This is a genomic window from Kitasatospora sp. NPDC056783, from assembly GCF_042789895.1.
In the GTDB taxonomy this organism is placed as follows: Bacteria; Actinomycetota; Actinomycetes; order Streptomycetales; family Streptomycetaceae; genus Kitasatospora.
In genome coordinates this window covers 1-2,781 of record NZ_JBHUAF010000620.1, presented here as the reverse complement: position 1 = coordinate 2,781, position 2,781 = coordinate 1, and the positions used below count along the sequence as shown (strand labels likewise).

The window sequence follows — 2,781 nt, the reverse complement described above, 5'->3', positions numbered from 1 at the left end:
CAGTCGCAATGACCGAGGCCGGGGATGTCAACATATCTGGCGTTGACTTTTGGCACGCTGTTGAGTTCTCAAGGAACGGACGCTTCCTTCGGACTACCTTCCGGCAGGCCCTCCGGGCTTCGTTCTTTCGTGTTTCCAGCTTACCAGACGTTTTCCACTCCGTTTACCGGAGCTTTTCGCATCTGAAATCTGGCGTTAACCGCCGAGTTGCGGCGACTCGACCAACCATAGCGGGTCGCCTGCCGGAGCGCGAATCGGGGCGCACCCGGAGTCCTCCGGACGGAGGCATGATTTGTTGCTCTCGCGAGCATATACAGCAATGGGTCCGATTCGCCAAGATGCCTGTAGAGTGCGGCGCATCGGCCGAGAGGACTAGACCACTCCGGGCTCGATGGGTCGCCGGCCAGCAGGTGGGCGAGGGCGGTTCTTCGCCCGGGAATGTCAGCAGATGTCCGAAGTTGACATAATTTAGGCTTCAGTCGATCGTCGCGCCGCTCCTCGCGGCCGCTCGCTGTACTGCGCACTTGGGAGGCACAACCATGACCACTGTGACGTCGCCGCTGACCGGCAAGGTCGTCGGGCTCGCCGGCGTGCCGGACCCGGTGTTCTCGGGCGCGATGGTCGGCCCGGGGACCGCGATCGACCCGGTTCGTCGGCCGACCGAGGCGGTCGCTCCGGTGGATGGTGTCGTCGTCTCCATGCACCCGCACGCGTTCGTCGTCGTGGACGCCGAGGGTCACGGGGTGCTGACCCACCTCGGGATCGACACCGTTCAGCTGAACGGCGAGGGCTTCGAGCTGCTCGTCAACAAGGGCGACACGGTGACCCGCGGCCAGGCCGTCATCAAGTGGGACCCGGCCGCCGTCGAGGCCGCGGGCAAGTCGCCGATCTCGCCGATCGTGGCGCTGGAGGCCACCGCCGACTCGCTCGGCGACCTGCGGCAGGACGGCGAGGCCGTCTCCGGCGAGCCCCTGTTCAGCTGGAGCTGAGCTCTCGGCCTTCGACACATACCCGCCCCGCAGGAAGTGACGGGGCGGCCCGGCACTCAGCGGTTCCCGGCGGGGCCGCTCCTCTCAGCGGAGACAGGTAGATGGAGAAGACACTGCGCGGCGTGGGTGTCAGCCACGGGGTCGCGATCGGCCAGGTGCGGCACATGGGGACGGCGGTGCTGGAGCCCCCGGCCACCCAGATCCCGACCGAGGACGCCCCCCGTGAGCAGGCGCGGGCCCAGGCCGCCGTGGAGGCGGTCGCCGCCGACCTGATCGCGCGCGGCAATCTGGCGGGCGGCGAGGCTCAGGCCGTGCTGGAGGCCCAGGCGCTGATGGCGCAGGACCCTGAGCTGATGGCCGACGTGTCCCGCCGGATCGCGGTCGGCAGCAGCGCCGAGCGCGGTGTCTACGACGCGTTCGCCGCCTACCGGGCGCTACTGGCCTCCGCCGGGGAATACCTGGCCGGGCGGGTCGCCGACCTGGACGACGTGCGCAACCGGATCGTGGCCCGACTGCTCGGTGTGCCGATGCCGGGCGTGCCGGACAGCGACGAACCGTACGTGCTGTTCGCGCGGGACCTGGCGCCGGCCGACACCGCACTGCTCGACCCGACGCTGGTGCTCGGCTTCGTGACCGAGGAGGGCGGGCCGACCAGCCACAGCGCGATCCTGGCGCGGGCGATGGGCGTGCCGGCCGTCGTGGCGCTGCCCGGGGCGATCGAGGTCGCCGAGGGCACCGTCGTCGCGGTGGACGGCAGCTCCGGTGACGTGCTGCTGGAGCCGTCCGAGGAGAAGCAGGCCGAGCTGCGGGCGGCGGCCGCCGAGCGCAAGGCCGCGCTTGCCGCCTCCTCCGGCCCGGGGCAGACCTCGGACGGGCACCGGGTGCCGCTGCTGGCCAACGTGGGCGGCCCGGCCGACGTGCCGGCCGCGCTGGCGAACGGTGCCGAGGGCGTCGGTCTGTTCCGCACCGAGTTCCTGTTCCTGGACGACTCGGCGAAGGCGCCCGGCGAGGAGAAGCAGGTCGAGGCGTACCGCCAGGTGCTGGAGGCCTTCCCGGAGGGCCGGGTCGTGGTCCGGGTGCTCGACGCGGGCGCGGACAAGCCGCTGGACTTCCTGACCCCGGCCGACGAGCCGAACCCGGCGCTGGGCGTGCGCGGTCTGCGCACCCTGCTGGAGCACCCCGAGGTGCTGCGGACCCAGCTCCGGGCGCTGGCCACGGCGGCCGAGGGCCTGCCCGTGCACCTTGAGGTGATGGCCCCGATGGTGGCCGACCGCAAGGACGCCAAGGACTTCGCGGCCGCGTGCCGGGAGGCCGGGCTGGACGCCAAGTTCGGCGCGATGGTGGAGATCCCGTCGGCCGCGCTGCGTGCCAGGGCGATCCTCCAGGAGGTCGAGTTCCTGTCGCTGGGGACCAACGACCTCGCTCAGTACACCTTCGCGGCCGACCGCCAGGTCGGTGCGCTGGCCCGTCTCCAGGACCCGTGGCAGCCGGCCCTGCTGGACCTGGTCGCCGCGGCGGCCGACGCCGCCCGGACGGCCGGCAAGAGCTGCGGTGTCTGCGGCGAGGCTGCCTCGGACCCGCTGCTGGCCGTGGTGCTGACCGGTCTGGGCGTCACCAGCCTGTCGATGGGCGCGGCCTCGATCCCCTACGTGCGCACCGCGCTCGCCAGGTACACGCTGGCGCAGTGCCGCCGGGCGGCCGAAGCGGCCCGGGCCGCGGACAGCGCCGAGGAGGCGCGGGCCGCCGCGCAGCAGGTGCTCTCGGGCGAGTAAGGGCACGCACACGAAAGGGG

At 71.8% G+C, this 2,781-nt stretch carries 2 protein-coding genes; both read left to right on the top strand.

What is annotated here, in order from left to right; translation table 11 throughout:
- Window positions 1-539 precede the first annotated feature (539 nt).
- On the top strand, window positions 540-989 hold the full coding sequence (locus tag ACFRMQ_RS39925; RefSeq protein WP_380735810.1) for a PTS glucose transporter subunit IIA: 450 nt from the start codon (window positions 540-542) through the stop codon (window positions 987-989).
- 101 nt (window positions 990-1,090) lie between these two features.
- Complete coding sequence (ptsP, locus tag ACFRMQ_RS39920) at window positions 1,091-2,761, top strand: phosphoenolpyruvate--protein phosphotransferase (RefSeq protein ID WP_380735809.1); 1,671 nt, start codon at window positions 1,091-1,093, stop codon at window positions 2,759-2,761.
- The last annotated feature ends 20 nt before the right edge of the window (window positions 2,762-2,781 follow it).

What these genes read in the sequence shown, in the direction of transcription:
- ptsP (WP_380735809.1), top strand. Translation starts at nt 1,091, where the DNA reads ATGGAGAAGACACTGCGCGGCGTGGGTGTCAGCCACGGGGTCGCGATC.
- ACFRMQ_RS39925 (WP_380735810.1), top strand. Translation starts at nt 540, where the DNA reads ATGACCACTGTGACGTCGCCGCTGACCGGCAAGGTCGTCGGGCTCGCC.